At 44.2% G+C, this 20,950-nt stretch carries 11 protein-coding genes; 8 read left to right on the top strand and 3 right to left on the bottom strand.

Features of this window, described 5'->3' with window-relative positions:
• Positions 1–171: 171 nt before the first annotated feature.
• The 4 genes from BMX56_RS12875 to BMX56_RS12890 all read left to right on the top strand — a co-directional run bounded on the left by BMX56_RS12875 (position 172) and on the right by BMX56_RS12890 (position 6,221).
• Complete coding sequence (locus tag BMX56_RS12875) at positions 172–1,233, top strand: proline iminopeptidase-family hydrolase (protein ID WP_090647750.1); 1,062 nt, start codon at positions 172–174, stop codon at positions 1,231–1,233.
• A gap of 231 nt (positions 1,234–1,464) precedes the next feature.
• Positions 1,465–3,759, top strand: a complete 2,295-nt coding sequence (locus BMX56_RS12880; protein WP_090647757.1) for a GH92 family glycosyl hydrolase — start codon at positions 1,465–1,467, stop codon at positions 3,757–3,759.
• Positions 3,760–3,865: 106 nt separating this feature from the next.
• Entirely contained in the window at positions 3,866–4,621 is a 756-nt protein-coding gene (locus tag BMX56_RS12885; protein ID WP_090647762.1) for a glucosamine-6-phosphate deaminase, read from the top strand.
• A 61-nt stretch (positions 4,622–4,682) separates the two neighbouring features.
• Positions 4,683–6,221: a beta-N-acetylhexosaminidase gene (locus BMX56_RS12890; RefSeq protein ID WP_090647766.1), complete on the top strand. Its 1,539-nt coding sequence runs from the start codon at positions 4,683–4,685 to the stop codon at positions 6,219–6,221.
• A gap of 112 nt (positions 6,222–6,333) precedes the next feature.
• On the opposite strand, the gene BMX56_RS12895 is transcribed toward BMX56_RS12890, so the two are convergent.
• Positions 6,334–7,362 carry a LacI family DNA-binding transcriptional regulator gene (locus BMX56_RS12895; RefSeq protein WP_090647787.1) on the bottom strand — a complete coding sequence of 343 codons (1,029 nt, stop codon included), beginning with the start codon at positions 7,360–7,362 and terminating at the stop codon, positions 6,334–6,336.
• A 215-nt stretch (positions 7,363–7,577) separates the two neighbouring features.
• Here BMX56_RS12895 and BMX56_RS12900 point away from each other — a divergent pair, with 215 nt between their 5' ends.
• The 3 genes from BMX56_RS12900 to BMX56_RS12910 all read left to right on the top strand — a co-directional run bounded on the left by BMX56_RS12900 (position 7,578) and on the right by BMX56_RS12910 (position 13,496).
• Positions 7,578–8,888 (top strand): DUF3472 domain-containing protein, encoded by a 1,311-nt coding sequence (locus BMX56_RS12900; protein WP_090647791.1) that lies wholly within the window; start codon positions 7,578–7,580, stop codon positions 8,886–8,888.
• A 21-nt stretch (positions 8,889–8,909) separates the two neighbouring features.
• Positions 8,910–10,262, top strand: coding sequence for a Gfo/Idh/MocA family protein (locus BMX56_RS12905; protein WP_090647796.1), 1,353 nt, complete (start codon positions 8,910–8,912; stop codon positions 10,260–10,262).
• 246 nt (positions 10,263–10,508) lie between these two features.
• Positions 10,509–13,496 (top strand): glycoside hydrolase domain-containing protein, encoded by a 2,988-nt coding sequence (locus BMX56_RS12910; protein ID WP_090647800.1) that lies wholly within the window; start codon positions 10,509–10,511, stop codon positions 13,494–13,496.
• A 175-nt stretch (positions 13,497–13,671) separates the two neighbouring features.
• On the opposite strand, the gene clpB is transcribed toward BMX56_RS12910, so the two are convergent.
• The gene (clpB, locus tag BMX56_RS12915) at positions 13,672–16,287 is read right to left on the bottom strand and encodes an ATP-dependent chaperone ClpB (protein WP_090647804.1); all 2,616 of its coding nucleotides are present in this window, start codon (positions 16,285–16,287) and stop codon (positions 13,672–13,674) included.
• 157 nt (positions 16,288–16,444) lie between these two features.
• Between clpB and BMX56_RS12920 the strand changes: the two genes are divergently transcribed.
• Entirely contained in the window at positions 16,445–17,779 is a 1,335-nt protein-coding gene (locus tag BMX56_RS12920) for a sensor histidine kinase (RefSeq protein WP_090647808.1), read from the top strand.
• Between the two features lie 454 nt (positions 17,780–18,233).
• Here the strand turns inward: BMX56_RS12920 and ligD are convergent, their stop codons facing one another.
• Positions 18,234–20,948, bottom strand: a complete 2,715-nt coding sequence (gene ligD / locus BMX56_RS12925; RefSeq protein WP_090647813.1) for a DNA ligase D — start codon at positions 20,946–20,948, stop codon at positions 18,234–18,236.
• Positions 20,949–20,950 lie beyond the last annotated feature (2 nt).

Raw genomic sequence — 20,950 nt, forward strand, 5'->3', positions numbered from 1 at the left:
AGGCTTTATTGATGCGGGTTGATCATGACATTTTTAGGGGGTGATAATGAAAGTAAGCATAGCTAAGTTTAGGTAAATTTGGCCCCAAAACCGCCTTTGTTTAATTTTAGGTTGTTTTTGGGGCTTGTGAAATTTTGATTAGCTTTAAAGCACCAACATCTTAAACATCATATGATAACACGATTCATAAAATGGATAGCGCCGGTAGTTATCGCAGCACTTTTTTTTGCCTGTAAGCAACCTCCAATTTCCCAGCCGGGCGGTGTTACTTTAAGCAGCTATTTTAGCGACACCGCAAGCGGTGTTAAAACGGGTGGCGTTCAGGTAGTAACTATCAATACGCCCAAAGGCAAGTTCAACGTTTGGACAAAAAAACTGGGTAATAACCCTAAAATTAAGTTACTGTTGCTTAACGGCGGCCCTGGCGCCACACACGAATACTTTGAGTGTATGGAGAGCTTTTTGCCGGCCGAAGGCATCGAATTGATTTATTATGATCAGCTCGGTTGCGGCAATTCCGACAATCCTAAAGATACCTCCATGTGGAGCCTGCCCCGTTATGTTGAGGAGGTAGAACAGGTACGCCAGGCCTTAAAGCTGGATAGCAGCAATTTTTACCTGCTTGGCCATTCGTGGGGCGGTATCCTGGCTATGGAGTATGCGCAAAAGTACCAGCGTAATTTAAAAGGCCTTATCATTTCAAATATGATGATGAGCGTACCTGCTTATGGAAAGTATGCCGATGAAGTGTTGGCAAAGCAACTTGATCCTAAAATTTTGGCGCGCATAAGGGCTATTGAAGCTAAGGGTGACTTTGAAAACCCGGAATACATGGCTTTGTTGATGCCGAATTTTTATGTTAAACATATTTGCCGTATCCCGCTTGACCAATGGCCTGAGCCGATTAACCGTTCATTTGCCAAAATGAACCAGTCATTATATGTAACCATGCAAGGCCCAAGCGAATTTGGTGTTGCCGGTAAGCTGGTTAAATGGGATAGGATGGCCGATTTACCCAAAATAGCTGTACCAACGCTAAGCATCGGTGGTCAATATGATACTATGGACCCAAAACACATGGAAAAGGTATCTCAGCTGGTGCAAAACGGCAGTTATTTATATTGCCCCAACGGAAGCCATATGAGCATGTATGATGACCAGCAAACTTACATGACCGGCCTTATTAAATTTATAAAAGGAGTGGATGCAGGCGAAAAGAAAATAAAACTATAATCACTTTCAAATTCAAAATACAACGCCCTGAGTCTTTACTTGCCGGGGCGTTTTGCTTTGTAGCTAATTGAATGCAAACCGGCATCCGCTTTTTATGTTATTATATGGTTTTTAACAGCCCCCTGTTAAACGTTTTAGCAAAAAAAAGCGGCTATCGCTATCGGGAATAGTTTTAAAATAAGACATTTGCCGTACCACTATTTATAAACACATTTACATACCTATTGAAAAATGAGATTTTTATTTGACCATAAATTAAAAATAAGTGCCTGTTTATTTGCTCTGCTCACAAGTTTTAACGCCACGGTCCAGGCACAGCAAGCCAGCCAAAAAACTCAGAAAGACGAAGTAGACTTTGTTAACCCTTTAATAGGTACAGCCATTACCGGTTTTGCCAAAGGCCTTGATGGTGGTGGCACTATGCCCTGCGTAAATGTGCCCTTCGCCATGACCAACTTTGTTGCGCAAACCGGCGAAAGCAAAATGGGCCGTATGTGTTACCAATACGAAGACAAAACCGTTATAGGCCTGCTGGCCACCCATCAGCCAACTGTTTGGATGGGCGACTATGGTTATGTATCTATTATGCCCCAGGTTGGTAACCTGCGTGTATTGCCCAACGAACGCAAATTAACCTACAATCATAAGGACGAGATTGCAAAGCCATACTACTATTCGGTTAAGTTAAGGGCTGATAATAAAACGTTTATCAAATCAGAAATAGCGGGGGCGAATACCTGCGGCATGTTCCGGTTTACTTTTCCGGCTGCAGAAAAGGCGCACCTTATTATCCAGGGCATAAACCTTAACCCGCAGCTTAAGGATTGGGCAAATGATTATGAGCCCAGACTTAAAAAGCTAAAGGGCTACGTGCATGTTGATACCATCAATAATGAAATTACCGGCTACAATCCCGACAGGCAATCGGCCCAGATAGGGCCGGAACTTAAAAACTTTAAGGGTTATTTTATCATCAGGTTTGATAAACAGATCCGTAAATACGGTACCTGGGATAAAAATGTCATCAAAAAGGGCAGTAAGGAACAATTCGGCACCCGTATGGGCGCATTTATCTCTTTTAAAACAATAACCAATACCCAGATCAAAGTAGCCGTGGCTACCTCGTTTATCAGTATTGACCAGGCCCGCCACAATCTTAAAAAAGAAATTCCGGATTGGGATTTTGAGAAAGTGGTAAAGGATACCCGCGATAACTGGCAGGAGCAACTAAAAGTGATACAGGTAAATAGCATCACTAATGAGCAAAGAACTATATTTTATACTGCCCTCTACCATACCTTGTTGTTTCCAAGGCAATTTACGGAGTATGGTCGGTATTACAGCGCGTTTGACGATAAAGTGCATAGTGGAATTTCTTACAACGATTATTCGCTTTGGGATACTTTCCGGGCTTTACACCCCTTGTTAACACTAACCCAGCCAGAGCGGGTAAACGGTATGGTGAAATCGTTATTACAAATGTATCAGGAGGGCGGCTGGATGCCCATGTGGCCAAACCCAACCTATACCAATATTATGATAAGCACCCATGCTGATGCTGTGGTAGCCGATGCTTATGTAAAAGGGTTTCGGGGATATAGCACCAAACTGGCTTATGAGGCCATGCATAAAGATGCTTTTACAGCGCCCGACGGTGATACGCAAAAAAAATGGGGCGACCGCGATTTGTGGACGAGCTTTGAAGCCCGCGGCGGCCTTACCAACTACCATAAACTGGGCTATGTTCCTGTTGATAAAACCCGTGAGTCGGTTTCCCGGACAATTGAGTATGGCATCGACGATTACTGTGTGGCCCAGGTAGCCAAAGCATTGGGCAAGGATGATGACTATAAACAGCTGATGGCCTGGAGCCAGAACTATAAAAACGTTTATAACAGCGCTACCGGATTTATGGCGCCGCGCAACGCCAACGGACAATGGTCGGCCAAGCCGGATAGCGGCTTTACCGAAGGTACCAAATGGACTTATACCTTTGGCGCCATGCAGGACGTGCCGGGCATGATAGCCCTTATGGGCGGTGAAAAAACTTTTGCCGATAAACTATCCCATAATTTTACCGATGGCCACTACAGGGCCGATAATGAGCCCGGGCACCACTACATATACCTGTTTAACTATTGCGGTATGCCCTGGAAAACCCAGGAACTGGTAAGGCAAAACGTAGGCTGGCAAAATTACCGCAACGCCCCTGTAGGCATCAACGGTAACGATGATTGCGGCCAAACTTCGGCATGGTATATTTTTAGCACCATGGGTTTTTACCCGGTAACACCGGCATCGGGTATGTACAGTATTGGCGCGCCGCAATTCCCTTATATTGCCCTAAGCCTGCAAAATGGCAATAAGCTGGTTATTAAAGCCACCGACCTATCGGCACAAAATAAATATGTGAAGGCAGTTACTTTTGATGGCCAGCCCATAAAAAACCACATGATATCGCACGAGCAGATAAGCCACGGGGGTACATTGGAATTTAAGATGACAAGTGTGCCCCAAAAAGATTGATACGATGAGCGGATATGCAGATGTGCAGATTTCAGGTGTGCAGATTTTTTTTCTATAGCATGGTCTGTACAGAATATCAGAGAAGAATTTAGATAAGTCACGGTTGATGAAAGAATTTATAAAAGATCAATTGAAAGTTGAAGTATCGGGCAGCCGGCACCTGATGGGCATAGCGGCTGCAAATGCGGTAGGCGAAAAAATCAATGAACTGCTAAAAGCAAAGCAATTCGTTAATATCATTTTCGCGGCGGCCCCGTCACAAAATGAGTTTTTGGATGAATTGCTGAAACGGGATATAGATTGGACAAGGATCAGAGCTTTTCACATGGATGAATACCTTAACCTGGATGCGGACGCGCCGCAGGGTTTCGGCAATTTTTTAAAAGAACGACTGTTTTGCAAAGCGCCTTTTAAGGCGGTACATTATCTCAATGGCAACGCTGCGGATGCGGAGCAGGAGTGCCTGCGCTATGCAGACTTGCTAAACCAATTCCCACCGGATGTTGTTTGCCTGGGCATCGGCGAAAACACGCACCTCGCTTTCAACGATCCGCATGTGGCCGATTTTAATGATCCCCTGTTGGTTAAAATTGTCGATCTGGATAATGCCTGTCGCGTACAGCAGGTAAATGATGGCTGTTTTGCCAGGATAGAAGATGTGCCCACTCATGCCTTAACGCTCACTATCCCCGCATTGGTAAACACGCCTTTTGCATTTGCCATTGTGCCCGGCGAAAAAAAGGCAGATGCGGTTAAACATACTTTAAATGCAGCAATATCAGAAAAATACCCTTCAACAATATTGCGGACACACCCGGATGCTACATTATTTGTTGATGATAAAAGCGGAACGTATATTTAAGCATCCCGTTAAAAAAATAAATTGGGGAAACGAAAGCAGCACCCGCTAAGATTGCGATTCCATGAAAAAGTTATTACCCACTTTACTACTCTTATTTAGTTTAAACGCCGTTATCGCGCAGCATGCAAAATCACCTTTTGCGGTGCGTGGTTTCCATCTCGACCTGCGCATCCAGGTAATGACCATGCCGGCGCTTAAAGCTTTTGCATTAAAACTAAGCCAAAACGGGATGAACACGCTGGTGATGGAGTGGGAGGGCACTTATCCATTCGAAAAACATCCCTTGATACCCAATCGCTACGCATACAGCAAGCAGGAAATTAAAAGCTTTATCCGCTATTGCGACAGCCTGGGTATTGATGTGATACCGCTGCAACAAAGTTTTGGTCATGTTGAATATATTTTGCGGCACCAACGTTATAAAAACCTGCGCGAAGATCAAAAAGATGTATCGCAGGTGTGCCCCTTGGAAACGGATGGGGATAAAGCCCTGTTTACTGATTTGTATACCGAACTTGCCGCCACACATACCTCTAAATATATCCACATCGGCGGCGATGAAACCTACCTGCTGGGGCACGATGCCAAATGTAAGGCCAAAGCCGAAAAGGAAGGTAAATCCAAACTATATACCGATTACATTAAAACGCTATGCGAAATCGTGATTAAGCTGGGCAAGCGCCCCGTGCTTTGGGCCGATATCGCGCTGAAATATCCTGAGGCCATTAAATCGCTGCCCAAAGAAACCGTTTTTGTAGATTGGAACTATGGCTGGGATATGAGCTATTTTGGCAACCACCAAAAGTTGATGGAAAGCGGCTTCGAAATTTGGGGATCGCCGGCAATCCGCTCGAGCCCGGATAATTATAACCTCACCCTTTGGGAAAAACACCTGAAAAATATCAGCAATTTTATACCGGCTGCAAGCAAGTTGGGCTATAAAGGGATGATCATGACGTCGTGGTCAACATCGGGCCAATATTCGGCAGTGTATGAATCCGAATCGGACATGGCCGAACTGTATGCCATCAGGCACGTGTACCCCTTATCGGGGTTTAATATGTCTATAGCCGCATATTTCGAAGCAGTTAAAAGTAACCAGCCTTTAAATATCACCAACTTTGTATACAACTACGGTCAAAACCAGTTCGGGTTTGATAGGGCCGGGGCCATTTCATTTTGGGAAGCACTTAAAACAGCACCTTATGAAATACAACAGGGCGAGGTGAAATCGCCCGCACCGCTATCGGTTCAGCAATTGCTGGATAGCTGCACCATTGCCCGGCAAAAGCTGTACGCCCTAAAGCCTGCGAAAAACCGGCAGGAATTTGAGCACTTTAAATTAATGGCCGATGTCAGGGTATATTACCTCACTTACCAGGCTATTGAAAAGCAGGTGAATGAGGCGTCGTTTGATAATGCGCAAAAGACTGCAGTAATTGCGGCGTTAAAGCAACTATTGGCTACATCAAGAAAACTGAATGAAAGGTTTGAACAATTAAATAAAGATTTTCTGGCGCTGTCGGCCATCCGGGAGGAAAACGAACTGCGTAATATGAAAGTGACATCGTTATTTGACAGATTGGCAGGGGATAAATAATTTAATAAAGCTACCGCGAGGTTTCACCTCGTGGTTAAACATGGTTTCAGCTTTCAGCAGTAATACACTTAACAGGCCTGATGAAACCGGCACGCAAACGTTTGACCGTTCTTTATTTATTCTTATTCTCGATCAGCTGCGATTCTATAATGATTTTATAATAGGCGCTTTGCTCATTACTGCCCTTATCCTGGTGATGGAGCAAGTCCATCAGGATATCAGCAGCTTTTTGCCCCTGCAGGTAGGGGAATTGCTCAACCGAGGCTGTCGGGATGTTTTCCATATAATTGATCAACGGTAAATTGGCGTAGCTTACAAATTCAATGTCTTTATTTATCCTGATGCCGAGTTTTCGTGCGTGTTTAATAGCAAATAAGGCTACATAGTCGTTAAACGTAACAACGGCTGTGGGTTTTCTTTTGTTGGCCAACAGCTCGTCGAAAGCTTTTTTTGTGCCCTCTTCCGTTAAATCGCAGGATACAATAAGCGAAGGATCAAATTTTAGCCGGTTTTTGGTCATTGCCTTAATGTAACCTTCTTTTCGTTCGCCGGTGGCTACCATAGTTTGGGGGCCATTGATCATGCCTATGGCACGGTGACCTTTTTTTAACAGGAAACTAACCGCTGCTATAGTACCAATTTCCATATTACAGGCCACGTAATGGATGTTGGCAATGTTGGGAATTCTATCAAAATAAACTATAGGGATGTTATATTTTTTAAGGTTTTCAAAATGCTGAAAAGAAGAAGTATTTTTGCCTACCGATACCAGTAGCCCATCTACACGGTGATTTTTCATTTTCTCTACCAGTTCTTTTTCTTTCTGCTCATCGTCATGTGATTGTGCAAGCAATACCGTATAATTCTTTTTATAGGCGGTATCTTCAATAGCGCTAATAGCCGATGAAAAAAAGGCTTCAGAAAGTTCGGGCAAAATAACACCAATGGTGCGGGTTTTTCCCTTCTGTAAAAAAATGGCGGTTTGATTTGGCTCGTAGTTTAGTTCGCCAGCCAGTTTCTTAACTTTTACCCTGGTACTAAGTCCGATGCTGGGATGATCATGCAAGGCCCTTGAAACTGTAGATACCGAGATACCAAGTTGTCGGGCTATCTCTTTTATAGTAGTCGGCTTTGATTGCATTATCCTTTTGGTGTACTTGAAATAAAATTAAAGTTAGCAGATTATTATCAAATTATTGCCGGTTTGCAAAGTACTGCAAACGTTTGCGTGCCGTTTTTGGGTTTGTGTAATTTATTTTCACATGCTTAATCACTAATTTCAGCAAAACAAAATGTTTATTAAGAAGCCGGCACATTTATAAAAGGATACCATTTGGTATTTGCCGATAACATAATATGAAAAAAAATACAGCAAGCTGCCTTGTCTTTTTAATTGGTTCTTTTATAGCCGCTGTTTCGCTGGCCCAGGTTGCAAACCCCGACGTGCCCAATATAAGGCAGGTAATCCCTTTAGGAGGCAATGCCTGGGTAAACGCGCCCGATACCATTACTGATGAAGGCCTGATGAACTGGAAAGGCCCTAAATCAACCGCGAACATCTATTTCAGGGTTTCGGTTACGCAGGATATTAAAATATCGTTGCGGCTACGGGTGCCAAACGGCGAAAGTAAGATCCGGATAAAGGAAGGCGAAAATTATATATTTAAAAAGGTAAGCAACCGGGCTTTTGATACCATTGAGATGGGAACGATTCATTTAAGGCATGCCGGTCATGTTAAAATTGAACTGAAGGGTATCAGTAAAACAGGCGCAGTGTATGCTGATGTAAGCGACCTGATCATCCAAACCAAACAGCCCGATGCCGATATTGCTTATGTAAAACAAGGCAGTTCGTTTCATTTCGGCAGGAGGGGACCATCGGTGCACCTTAGGTTTACAGTTCCCGATGATAAAAAAACAAAAGTGAAATGGTTTTACAACCAGATAATTGTTCCCAGGGGGCAGGACGTTGTCGGATCATATTTTATGGCAGATGGATTTGGCCAGGGATATTTTGGCATGCAGGTAAATTCGGCTGCCGAACGCCGGGTGTTGTTTTCTGTATGGAGTCCATTTAATACCGAAGACCCCAAAAGCATTCCCGATAGCATGCGCATTAAATTGATAAAAGGTGGCGCGGGCGTACACATTGGCGAATTTGGCAACGAAGGATCGGGCGGGCAAAGTTATATGCATTACCCATGGGAAGCCGGGAAAGCCTATGCCTTTTTGTTAAGCGCCGAACCCGATCCTGCTAAAAATTCAACAACTTTTACGGCTTATTTTGAAGACGTTGCCGCCGGCAAATGGTTCCTGGTGGCCAGCTTTAACCGGCCGCAAAAAGCAACTTACCTAACCAGCCTCTATTCTTTTGTAGAGAATTTTGAGCCCGAAAACGGCGATAAAACCCGCAAAGCGCTGTTTACCAACCAATGGATAGGCGATAACAACAATAACTGGCTGCAACTTACCCATGCTGTATACACCGGTGATGCTACCGCCAAAGCAAATTACCGGAAAGATTATGCCGGCGGAGTTGAAGGGGATAAATTTTACCTGCAAAACGGCGGTTTTTTTGACGGTTTCGTGAAACTGAACACGCCATTCACCAGGGCAGCGGCAGGTGTAAAACCTGTTATCGATATTAATAAATTACCTATTAAATAAAACTGATATATAACTTATAAAATGGAAAGAAGAGAGTTTATAAAAACCGGCGCTATTGCCGCAGCCGGCTTCAGCATATTGCCGTCTGGTAGTTTGTTTGCATCTGCACCGGCCAAAGTAAGGCTGGGTTACATTGGCGTTGGTGCCCGCGGCATGAGCCACATTGCCGAAGGTTTGCTGCGCGATGATGTAGAAGTAGTAGCCATTTGTGATACCCAGGAGCATTCACTGAAAATTTGCCGCGAATACATAGCCAAAAAGGGCCATGCCCCGGTAACGGAATACACAGGTGGCCTGGATGCCTACAAAAAACTTTTAGACCGTAAGGATATCGATGCAGTCATCATAGCCACACCTTGGCAGTTTCACCATCCGCAGGCTATTGATGCCATGAAGGCCGGCAAGTATGTGGGTTGTGAAGTTATTGCAGGCTTGACGGTAGACGAACACTGGGATATTGTGCATACCTCCGAAAAAACAGGAATGCCCTATATGACATTAGAGAATGTTTGTTACCGGCGGGATGTAATGGCTGCGCTAAATATGGCACGCCAGGACCTTTTTGGCGAGATTATCCATTTGGAAGGCGGTTACCAGCACAATTTAAGGCCGGTATTGTTTAACGATGGTAAAGGGAGCTACGGTAACAGAGGCGTGGAATATGGTGCCAAAGCCTTAAGCGAAGCCCAATGGCGTACCCAGTTTAATATAGATGTGGATGGCGACATCTATCCAACCCATGGCGCAGGCCCTTGTATGCATTACGCCAATATCAACGCGGGTAACCGGTTTACCAACCTGGTATCTTTTAGCTCAAAAGCACGCGGTTTGGGGGCTTACATCGAAGAATTGTCGCCCGGCCATCCCAACGCTAAGATAAATTATAAAAATGGCGACGTAACTACCACCATGATCAATTGCGCCAACGGCGAAACGGTATTGCTGAGCCACGATACGCATTTGCCGCGCCCGTATTCATTGGGCTTCCGCGTACAGGGCACAAAGGGATTGTGGATGGATGTAAACAAAAGTGTTTATATCGACCATAAATCGAAAGAGGATGATTCCTGGGATCCGGCACAACAATGGTTTGATAAATACGATCACCCGTTGTGGAAAAAATACGAAAAAATGGCCGAAGGCGCCGGTCACGGCGGGATGGATTGGTTTGTATTTAACGCCTTTATCGAATCGGTAAAAAATAAACGCCAAACGCCTATTGATGTTTATGATTCAGTTACCATGAGTGTTATTACGCCATTATCAACTAAATCCCTTAAAGAAGGCAATGCAAGCGTGGCCTTTCCTGATTTTACAAAAGGTAAATGGAAAGATAGGAAAAACAGTTTTGCCCTGGACGATAGCGGATTTTAGGAATGTAAGAATGTTGTCGGTTTATTTCAGCACCCTAATTGCTAAGTGTACAGCCAGGTAATTACCGCTGTTGCGGGATGAAACGGTGAGGATATGGTATCAATAATTTTACCATTTTTAGCCTTCAAAAGTTATAACATCCTCATAATAGATTTTAATTTTTGATAGCTTGCTTTGCGCATTTGAGATTGTGCGTAATCAAATTTGCTCATAGCTGGCTATCAAAAATTATAAGTTCCAACTAAAATGAAAAAACAATTTACTGCCATTATTTTACTGTTAGGCAGTTTTGCTGCTTCGGCACAAAAAATACCTTATACCAATTGCGAAAAATGCTGGCTGCCCGATTCATTAGGAAATCACCGGGTAGTATTGACCTTTAACGGTACCGGCGATTTTGCTTCGGTAACCATCTCCTGGCGACGAAGGGACATTGATCCGGAACAGAAAAGGATTATCGTTGAGGATGCTAAAACGCACCAAAAAATAACCAATGTAAAAGCGGCGAAAATTGACAGGGAAAGCGGGAAGATCTTTTTTCAGCCCACATCGGGCAGAGGGACCTATTATGTTTATTATATGCCCTATAAAAATGAGGGCAGGTCCAATTATCCTAAGGGGGTATACTTAAAGCCCGATAATACGGCTTCTGACGCATGGTTAAAAAAGTTATCGTCGACACGTGTTTTTGTTCCGGCCCAGGTAAAGGAATTTCAATCCATTGATGCATTTAATAGCTTTTACCCGATGGAAGTGATCGCCACCAAAGCAGAGACTGAGGCTTTGATTGGCAAAAATAAAAAAGAGGCCTTCCTGGTTTTTCCGGAAGACAGGTTGAACGCCATCCGTATGACCAAAGATTTGCCACAACGATGGATAGAACTTGGGCCGCAAAACAAATATACAGGCGTAGCTGCCCGTGGCGAAAACTTTGCCTTTCAGTTGGGTGTTTACGCGTTGCAGAATATCGAAAATGTAAAGGTTACATTCAGTAGCCTTACTTCGGCGGCTGGCAAAACCATCCCTGCATCTGCGTTGTTTTGTATTAACACGGGCGGTACCACCTATGATGCTAAACCGCTAACTAAAACCGTAAATGTATCACAGGGCGATATTCAGGCTTTATGGTGCGGTGTTGATGTGCCCACCTCAGCTTTGCCTTCAACGTATACAGGAAAGGCAACTATCCGGGTAGATGGGAAAGCTGCTAAAACGATTATTATATCCATAAAAGTAAACAGCAAAATATTAAAAGATGGCGGCGTAAATGAACCTTATAAAATGACCCGCCTGGGTTGGCTAAACTCGACCATGGCGCAGGAAAATACAGTAATTGCACCGTATACGCCATTAACAGTAGATGGCAATACCATTACCCTGCTGGGCAGAAAAGTGGAGGTAAATAAAGATGGATTCCCCAAACAAATACAAACCTACTTTACGCCCGAAATGACCGAATATGCCGCCACACCTAATAACCTGCTTACCGAAGGCATTCACTTTCATTTTATAAACGCTGCCGGAAAAAAAATTAACCTGAAAAGCCAGGGCGTGCAATTCAGTAAAAAAGAAGCCGGTACGGTACAGTGGACGGCGGTAAGCGCCAATGATAGTTTGCAAATGGATGTATCCGCATCCTTGGAGTTTGACGGCTTTATGGCCTATACAGTAAAGGTGAAGGCCTTGCAGGATGTAAGTTTAAAGGAGATAAATATGCATATCCCCCTTAAAAAGGACTTTGCCAAATACATGATGGGCCTTGGCCAAAAGGGCGGCTATCGTCCCGAAAATTTTGAGTGGAAATGGGATGTGGCGCATAAAAACCAGGACGGTGCCTGGGTTGGCAACGTAAACGGTGGTTTGCAATATTCACTGCGCGATGAAAAATACGTTCGTCCGCTTAATACCAATTTCTACCTGCAAAAACCATTGATCCTGCCATCGTCATGGGGCAATGATAATAAAGGCGGTATAAAAATTGCCTTTGACGGCAAAGCGGTGCTGGTAAACAACTACAGCGGCGAACGGAATTTGAAAAAAGGAGAGGAGTTGTACTACAACTTTACCTTACTTATTACGCCGTTTCATACCATTAATACCGATTTTCAGTGGGCCACCAGGTTTTATCACGCTTACAAACCTATTGACACCATTAAGGCAGCAGGTGCAAGCTTAATAAACATTCACCATGCTACAGCTATCAATCCAACTATCAACTACCCTTTTATCGCCTGGCATAAAATGAAGTCCTATGATGATTCGGCCCATACGGCTGGGTTAAAAGTGAAAATTTACAACACCATACGCGAACTGTCCAACCACGCTTATGAAACCTTCGTGCTCCGCAGCCTTGGGCACGAAATTTATTCGCCCGGCAGAGGCGGCGGCTTCAGCTGGCTGCAGGAACACGTTGGCGACGATTACATTGCCGCCTGGTTTGTTCCCGAAATTAAGGATGCGGCCATTATTAACAGCGGTATGAACCGCTGGCATAATTACTATGTGGAAGGCATGAACTGGCTTACCAAAAACGCAGGCATCGATGGTATTTATTTAGACGATGTGGCCTTTGACCGTGTAACCATGAAACGTGTTAAACGCGTACTTACAAAAGACGGGCACCCCGGTATTATTGATCTCCACTCGGCCAATCAATACAATAAAAGTGATGGGTTTAATAACAGCGCCAACCTGTATATGGAGCATTTTCCATACCTGAACCGTCTGTGGTTTGGCGAGTATTTTGACTACGAAAAGAACGACCCCGATTTTTTCCTGGCTGAGGTGAGCGGTATTCCGTTTGGCCTAATGGGCGAAATGTTACAAAGCGGCGGTAATAAATGGCGGGGCATGGTTTACGGGATGACTAACCGCATGCCCTGGAGCGATGGCGCCGACCCGCGCCCGATATGGAAAGCCTGGGATAACTTTGGTATGAAGGGTACAAAAATGATTGGCTACTGGGTTGATGATAACCCGGTAAAAACTGATAAAGCCAGGGTATTGGCAACTGTTTACCAGAAGGCAAGAGCTGTTATGGTTTCGATAGCGAGTTGGGAAGATACCGATACTGATTTTAAACTGGCTATCGATTGGAAGAAACTGGGCATCGATCCTGCAAAAGCGACCATCACAGCGCCGGAGATTAAAAGCTTTCAGCCGGCTAAAACGTTTGGTTTGGATGATAGGATTCCGGTTGAAAAAGGAAAAGGCTGGTTGCTGATCATCAAATAAAAAACAGGCCGATAAAAAACAACGATTGCCACTGGTATGCAAATGTATACCGATGGCAATCGTTACCATTGAGGAAGTACGAGTTGATGTTTATGCTGAAGTTGCAAGTAAGAATAGAGTAAATCTCGTGATGGAGTCGATTTAATCTAAAAAACCAATCAAATCAACCACTTACTTATCCAATCACTTCACCAACCTTGGGCGTGTTCAGGAATACAAAGTTGTTATCAAACATATCTACCTTAATGGTGCTGTCTTTATCTACTGTGCCGGCCAGGATCTGTTTAGATAGTTCGTTCAGGATCTTTTTCTGGATGACACGTTTTAACGGACGGGCACCAAATTGCGGATCGTAACCTAACTGGGCCAGCCAGTCCAATGCTTCTTCGCTTGCTTCCATCGTGATGCCCATTTCGGCCAGGGTGTGTTGTACCTGGGCAAACTGTAGTTTTACAATGTCCTGTATCTCGTTGCGGCTTAGCGGTGTAAACATAATGATCTCATCTATCCTGTTCAAAAACTCGGGGCGGATGGTTGCCCTTAACAGGTTAAACAGTTCATTTTTGGTTTTGGCTATCAGCTCATCGCGGTTACTATCTTCCAAAGCCTGGAAGTTTTCCTGGATGATGTTTGAGCCAATATTGCTGGTCATGATGATGATGGTATTTTTAAAGTTTACCACCCGGCCTTTATTATCGGTTAAGCGGCCATCATCCAATACCTGCAGCAAAATGTTAAATACATCAGGGTGCGCTTTTTCAATCTCATCTAATAGTACCACACTATACGGTTTCCTGCGCACAGCTTCAGTTAACTGGCCGCCTTCATCATAACCCACATAGCCCGGAGGCGCTCCTATAAGCCTTGAAACAGCATGGCGTTCCTGGTATTCGCTCATATCTATACGCACCAGGGCGCCTTCGTCATTAAACAGGTATTCGGCCAGGGCTTTGGCCAGTTCGGTTTTACCCACACCTGTTGTGCCTAAAAATATGAATGACCCTATTGGTTTGCGCTTATCCTGTAAACCGGCGCGGCTGCGGCGTATAGCATCACTTATCGCCTCTATCGCTTCCTCCTGCCCGGCAACACGCTTGTGCAGCTCGCCTTCCAGGTTTAACAGTTTTTCTCTTTCGCTTTGTATCATTTTACTCACCGGGATGCCTGTCCAGCGGGCTACCACGCCTGCAATATCATCGGCGGTAACTTCCTCTTTCAGCATGCGGCTATCGCTTTGGTTTTCCAAAAGGGCGGCTTTCAGTTTTTCAACCTCGGCCTGGGCTTGTACAATGGTACCGTACCGTAATTCGGCTACTTTACCGTAATCGCCGGCACGTTCGGCCTGTTCGGCTTCCAGTTTATAATTTTCAATCAGCTCAACCTTGGTATTTATGCCGTCGACCAAATCTTTTTCTCCCTGCCATTTGGCGCGGAGCGAATCGCGCTCGGCCGACAGGTTGGCAATTTCCTCGCTCAGGTCGGTTACCTTACGGTCGTCACGTTCGCGTTTAATAGCCTCGCGCTCAATTTCCAGTTGCATAATGCGGCGTTCCAGCTCGTCAACCACTTCCGGTACCGAATCCATTTCCAGGCGTAGTTTTGATGCGGCTTCATCCATCAAATCGATAGCTTTATCCGGTAAAAACCTGTCGGCTATGTACCGCTGCGACATTTCTACCGCGGCAATAATGGCTTCGTCTTTAATCCGCACCTTATGATGAGTTTCGTAACGTTCTTTTAAACCACGTAATATCGATATGGCATCGGCGGCATCCGGTTCTTCAACCATTACCTTCTGAAAACGGCGTTCAAGCGCTTTATCTTTTTCTAAATATTTTTGGTATTCGTTAAGGGTAGTCGCGCCTATCGACCGTAATTCGCCACGGGCCAGGGCTGGTTTTAAAATGTTGGCAGCATCCATAGCGCCTTCGCCACCACCTGCGCCAACCAGCGTATGTATCTCATCTATAAATAAAATGATCTCGCCATCGCTTTGCGTAACTTCTTTTATAACAGCTTTTAAGCGTTCTTCAAACTCACCCTTATATTTGGCGCCTGCAATTAATGCGCCCATATCTAACGAGTAAACTGTTTTTGTTTTCAGGCTTTCGGGTACATCGCCTTTGATTATCCTGAAAGCAATACCTTCGGCAATGGCAGTTTTACCAACGCCCGGCTCGCCAACCAATATCGGGTTGTTTTTGGTACGGCGGGATAGGATTTGGATAACACGCCTAATCTCGTCGTCGCGGCCAATAACAGGGTCAAGCTTGCCGCTTTCGGCATACTCGTTCAGGTTACGGGCATATTTATTGAGGGCATTGTAGGTTGCTTCAGCATTTTGGTCGGTTACTTTGCTATCGCCGCGTAAAGCGATAATGGCTTTTTTAAGATCCTTTTCATTTACACCAAAATCTTTAAGCGCGCCGCTTACTTTGCCACCGGCTGCCAGCAGCCCCAACAGGATATGCTCAACCGATACAAACTCATCTTTAAATTCTTTTAAGTATCCTTGCGCTTTTTGCAGTGCCGAGTTACTATCTGATGATAAGTAAACGTTGCTGCCGCTAACCTTCGGAAACGATGCTATCTGGGTATCCAGCACCTCGTTCAGCCGGTTAAGGTTAACATTAAGCTTTTTTAGTAAATAGGATATGACATTTTCATCAACCAGCAGTAACCCTTTTAACAGGTGCGCCGGCTCAATTGCCTGCTGCTGATTACCGGTAGCAATTTCAGAAGCTTTTTGTACAGCTTCCTGTGCTTTTATTGTAAAGTTGTTAAAATTCATAGTGATTTAGTGTTATGAGTTGTATTAGTCAAATCCCTTGCCAGTTAGCTAAACATGATAAAAAGTCACGTAAAAAATATTTTAAACGTCATTTTGTCGTTACCTGAAATAGTTGTAACATTTTTAATACTTTTATCCGTTTGGTAAATATCAACTCATGTTGAACACGCGCTTTTTTTTCAATAGCCTGCCTGTTAAGTACAGATCATTGTACAAAGATTTTTACACGTACCAGAATTTGATTGCTGTACGGGCAGCCAGTATCATATTTTTATTGTTGAATATCATTATAAGGGTGCTGTATGTTGTTTTCCCGGCAAGCCTTACCAAGGCGCAAAACTTTCCCGAATTTAACACAAGTAACTGGGTGTTCCTGGTAATAACCCCCTTTTTCCTGATAGCTGCCAACCTGCTGATAATGGAATATAAAAGGCAAAAAAAAAGCACCCAGCTTATGGCGTTTACGGTATTTTTATTTTCGTTGTACATTATTACCTGTGGCATGTATTCCAGCTTTATAGCCACGTCCGATCCAAGTAATTCGCTTACACTTTACCTGATAGCATTATGCCTGATAAGCGCGACAGTAGTATTTGAGTATTACGAATCGATTATCCTTATTATAGGCGTAGAGTTGTTTTTTACTGCTTTGTTGCTTTATAGCCAAACATCGCCGACGCAAATGGTTTATAATCAGTTAATTTCAGTGGTTTTATTGTCTGCTTTTTATTTAACCTCCCGGTACTTTTTTACTTACAAAGCCAATAGTTACCAGCAGGTTTTACAAATAAGTGAAAAAAATGAACTGATAGAAGGGGCCAATGTATTTAAAAACCAGGTGCTGGGTATGGTAGCTCATGATTTGCGCAACCCTATTGCCTCGGTTGAATCGATAGCGATGATGATGGAACTTGATGAGGTGACAGAGGATACGCAGGATAATTTAAATATGATTAAGGAGTCGTGTGCCAAAGCCCGGTCGATCATTGACGACCTGCTGGATGCCGCCCGCAATGAAAACGGGAGACCTATTGAAACCGAAAGAACAGAATTAAATCAGTTGCTTAAAACCGCCGTAGATTCCTGGCGGACCCAGGGGAGACTGAACGTTGATGTTATTTTTATCAGCAGTGTAAACCCCGCTTATGCACTGATTAATAAAGAAAGGTTTTCCCGCGTGATTGACAACCTGGTGAGTAATGCCGTGAAATTTTCAAAGGATAACAGCCGTGTTGACGTGCGGTTAAGCCAGGTTAATAAGGATGTGATTATTGAGGTTCAGGATTATGGCATGGGGATTCCTGAGGCTATGCTGCCCGAAATATTCAACCGCTTTACCAAGGCCGGCCGCACCGGCGTGCGTGGCGAAAAATCAACAGGTTTGGGGCTCAGTATTGTACGCCAGATAGTTGAAAGCCATAAGGGTACTATCCACGTGGAAAGTACAGAAGGCAAAGGGTCTGTTTTTGTAGTGAAATTGCCGGTTAGTTAGCCATTTCGCTTCGCTGTCATTAGTCATTTCGCTTCGCTGTCATTGGTCATTGGTAGTCGTAAAATTTTGCGAAATTCTGAAGGGAGAATGACAATCAAAAAATAAACGACTGTCATGCTGAGGAACGAAGCATCTATTTGCGAACTTTTCTATCGATCATACATAGCTTATAGATCCTTCGTACCTACCTATGACAAGTTGAAAAACGGAAGTCATCCTTGTTTCGGGATCCCACAGGACAGGTGACCCACATGAAGTACACTTAGCATGTGCGGTGCCGAAACAAGCATGACATTGGGGATTAAATCGTTGTCATTTTCCCTTCGGAATTTCGCGAAATTTTACCGCTCAGAATAACAGGAAAATTGGATATGTCATGGGGAGATTTATTAAAAAATTAAAACAATCGTTAGCTCATCAAACTTGGCCTTAAATGACCAATGCCTAACGACCGCTAACCAAAAATCGATTTTGCTTTTTCCATTGTCTTTTCTAAGTCGATTGCCTTGCCCAATACTCCCTTAAATAAATCGCCTTCAACCTTCAGCCTGTCTATTGAATTGAATATGGTAAAATGTTTCATAGTAAGGCCAGGTTTTACTTCATCCCAGTGAAGGGGCATAGATACTGTGGCGCCAATTTTGGGGCGGAGCGAGTAGGGGCCGGCTATGGTAGCGCCGGGGCGGTTTTGTAAAAAATCAAGGTACATTTTGCCTTTGCGATTAGCAACCATGCGTTCCAGGCTGGTATAATCGGGTATTTGTTTGTGAACAATGTTTACAACAATACGTGCAAACAGCTGGGTTTGATCATAACTATACCTGGCATCGGTTGGGATATATATATGCATGCCGGTTGAGCCGGAAGTTTTGCAGTAGGAGGGAACATCAATGGCATCCAATATTTTTTTTACCTCCAGCGCTGCGGCGATTACCTGGTCGAACGTGTTTTTGTCGGGGTCAAGGTCTATCACGCAATAGTCCGGGTTATCCGGCGATTGGATACGACTGAACCAGGGGTTCATCTCGATGCAGCCTAATGATGCCATCCATAACAGGCTTGCCTCATCGGTGCCCACCAAATATTCTTTGTGCTCGCCTTCACCGTTGGTATACGGAAATGTTTTTACCCAATCGGGCGCTTTGCCTTTTACATCTTTTTGGTAAAAACTTGGGCCGTGAATACCGCCGGGAAACCGGTTAAGCGACATGGGGCGATCTTTCAGGTAAGGCAAAATGTACTCGGCTACCTGGTAATAGTAGTTAAACATATCTCGCTTGGTTACCTTATCCTCGGGCCAGTAAATTTTACTCAGGTGGGTGAACTTTAAATCGTGGCCGCAAATTTTGCGCACCTGGGTTTCGTCGGTTGGGTTTAGCAAGGTTTTTCTTCCTTTCTCTTTTGGTGGTTTTATGGCCGATGCATGGTTATCCTCCTGTTTGTCTTCCGCCTGTTCAATAGCGGTTTCGGTGGGTTCTGCAACCTCGCGCACTACATCCGTTGCCTTTTTATCAATCCGCATGCCCTGGAACGATGGATGCCGAAAAACACCATCAGTGGTAACTTCGCTAAATTCTATTTCGCAAACCAACTCGGGTTTTAGCCAGGTTGCCTTGGCTTTGGGTGGATTAGGCCTGAAACGCGATGGTTTGTTTACATCAGGAATAGTGTCAAAAGGACTTTTATCGGTTATTAACGGCTTAAATTGTGCCATCATTTCCTTTTGTACTTTATCCGAAAAACCAGTGCCCACTTTACCTACATATTGCAGGTTTTTATCCTCATAAACACCCAACAGCAATGAACTGAACTGTTTAGACGTATCCTCGTTTTTGGTGAAGCCGGCTATCACAACTTCCTGCCGTTTGTGTACTTTAATTTTTAACCATTCTTTGGAGCGCGTATCTTGAGCGTAACTACTGTCGGCTTTTTTTGCAATAATGCCTTCTAAGCCCATCCGCTCGGCCGCCTTAAAAAAATCCATTCCACTGGCGTCAAACACCTTGCTGGCGCGTACGCGGTCATCGTTAGTTGGTAAAACAGATTTGAGTATAGCCTGGCGTTGGGAGAGGGGTAAATTCACCAGGTTTTTGCCATCGTACCATAAAATATCAAACACATAATAAACCAGTTCGCCGTCGGCCTCGCTGCGCCAGTTTTGCAGGTTGCCGAAGTTTGAGATGCCTTTATCATTCAAAACCAGGATCTCGCCATCCAATACGGCGTTAATCTTCCAGCCCCGTAGTAGTTTGTAGATAGGGTAAAACTTTTGGTTAAACGTTTTATTGTTGCGGGATAATAGCTCCACCTCTCCCTTGTTCACGAAAGCAAGTGCGCGGTAACCATCCCATTTTACCTCGTAAACCCAATCAGGGTCGTCAAAAGGTTCATCAACCAAAGTGGCCAGCATAGGTTTTATCCCGGTTGGCATTTTAGCTTTGGGGGCTTTTTTTAATATCGCGGTAATGTCAATATCTTCCTGTTCAACCACGCTTTCTTTGGGCTCGGTTGCTTCAATCACTTTTTTTATTGATGCGCCCTTCTTCGGCTTTTCAATATTTTCTTCATGCCCGTTCTGCCAAACCTTTTCACCGGTTTTTTCCATGGCCTCGATGGTTTTGCCCGATATTACCGACTTGTCCTCTTTAGTAATATCTTTTTTTGATGCAAAATCGTCATCGTGCTTTATCAGCAGCCAGGCATTATCGCCCATGCCATGGGTTTTTACCAGGGCAAACTCGCCCTGTAGTTTTTTGCCATGGAGCTTTATTTTTAATGATCCGGATTTAAGTTCTTTTAACAGCTGCTTTTCCTGCTCTTTTTTGCCTTTAATTTTTTCGATGGGTTCATATGTGCCTTCGTCCCAAACAATCACAGTACCTCCACCATATTCGCCTTCGGGGATGATGCCCTCAAAGTTGCGGTAATCATAAGGATGATCCTCCACCATCATAGCCAGCCTTTTGGTTTTTGGATCGGTTGACGGCCCTTTGGGCACCGCCCAGCTTTTGAGTACGCCATCCATCTCCAGCCTGAAATCGTAATGCAACCGCGAAGCATCGTGCTTTTGTATTACAAAAGTCAGGCTGTTTTTATCCTTGCTTTTACCGGCTTTTGGTTCGGCTGTTTTGGTAAAGTCGCGCTTTTTGGCATATATTTCCAGGCTCATGG

It is taken from the genome of Mucilaginibacter sp. OK283 (assembly GCF_900110415.1).
In the GTDB taxonomy this organism is placed as follows: Bacteria; Bacteroidota; Bacteroidia; order Sphingobacteriales; family Sphingobacteriaceae; genus Mucilaginibacter.

Bases quoted from the DNA above. Each gene is read 5' to 3' on its own strand.
- BMX56_RS12875 (WP_090647750.1), top strand. From the start codon at position 172: ATGATAACACGATTCATAAAATGGATAGCGCCGGTAGTTATCGCAGCA.
- BMX56_RS12880 (WP_090647757.1), top strand. From the start codon at position 1,465: ATGAGATTTTTATTTGACCATAAATTAAAAATAAGTGCCTGTTTATTT.
- BMX56_RS12885 (WP_090647762.1), top strand. From the start codon at position 3,866: ATGAAAGAATTTATAAAAGATCAATTGAAAGTTGAAGTATCGGGCAGC.
- BMX56_RS12890 (WP_090647766.1), top strand. From the start codon at position 4,683: ATGAAAAAGTTATTACCCACTTTACTACTCTTATTTAGTTTAAACGCC.
- BMX56_RS12895 (WP_090647787.1), bottom strand. From the start codon at position 7,362: ATGCAATCAAAGCCGACTACTATAAAAGAGATAGCCCGACAACTTGGT.
- BMX56_RS12900 (WP_090647791.1), top strand. From the start codon at position 7,578: ATGAAAAAAAATACAGCAAGCTGCCTTGTCTTTTTAATTGGTTCTTTT.
- BMX56_RS12905 (WP_090647796.1), top strand. From the start codon at position 8,910: ATGGAAAGAAGAGAGTTTATAAAAACCGGCGCTATTGCCGCAGCCGGC.
- BMX56_RS12910 (WP_090647800.1), top strand. From the start codon at position 10,509: ATGAAAAAACAATTTACTGCCATTATTTTACTGTTAGGCAGTTTTGCT.
- clpB (WP_090647804.1), bottom strand. From the start codon at position 16,287: ATGAATTTTAACAACTTTACAATAAAAGCACAGGAAGCTGTACAAAAA.
- BMX56_RS12920 (WP_090647808.1), top strand. From the start codon at position 16,445: ATGTTGAACACGCGCTTTTTTTTCAATAGCCTGCCTGTTAAGTACAGA.
- ligD (WP_090647813.1), bottom strand. From the start codon at position 20,948: ATGAGCCTGGAAATATATGCCAAAAAGCGCGACTTTACCAAAACAGCC.